Here is a 572-nt window from a genome sequence, read left to right on the forward strand (position 1 = left end):
CGTGCTGGCCGGCGCCGCGGCGGTGGCCCTGCCGGGCTGCGCGCGGTTCTACTACGGCAGCGCGGCCGCGGGCGGCGTGCAGACCGACCTGCTCGAATTCAATCAGAAGGCCGCGGACATGCTGCTGCAGGGCGCGCCGCTCGATCCGCGCCAGCCGGTGCTGGTCTCCACGCTGGTGCACCTGGACCGGCTGAACGAGTCGTCCCGGCTGGGCCGCCTGTGCTCCGAACAGATCGCCGGGCGGCTGGTGCAGCGCGGCGTGCGCGTGACCGAGCTGAAGCTGCGCGAGAACCTGGTCATGCGGCCCGGCGACGGCGAACTGCTGCTCTCGCGCGAAGTGCGCGAGGTGAGCCGCGCCCAGGCGGCGCAGGCGGTGGTGGTGGGCACGTACGCGGCCACCCTGCAGACGGTGTACGTGAGCCTCAAGCTGGTGAGCCCCGAGGGCAACGCGGTCATGGCGGCCTACGACTATGCGCTGCCGGTGGACTCGGACATCCGCATCCTGCTGGCGATGCGCTGACGGGCCGGTGGGCGGATGGGGGCTGGGGGCGTTGGCGTGCCGACCGTCCCGC

The 572-nt window shown here is 73.3% G+C and carries 1 protein-coding gene; it reads left to right on the plus strand.

Translation table 11 applies throughout. The features are described from left to right. Position 1 precedes the first annotated feature (1 nt). Complete coding sequence (locus AC27IQ_RS26820) at positions 2-520, plus strand: FlgO family outer membrane protein (RefSeq protein WP_487091516.1); 519 nt, start codon at positions 2-4, stop codon at positions 518-520. Positions 521-572: the final 52 nt, after the last annotated feature.

This window comes from Acidovorax sp. KPB24-07 (assembly GCF_057543315.1).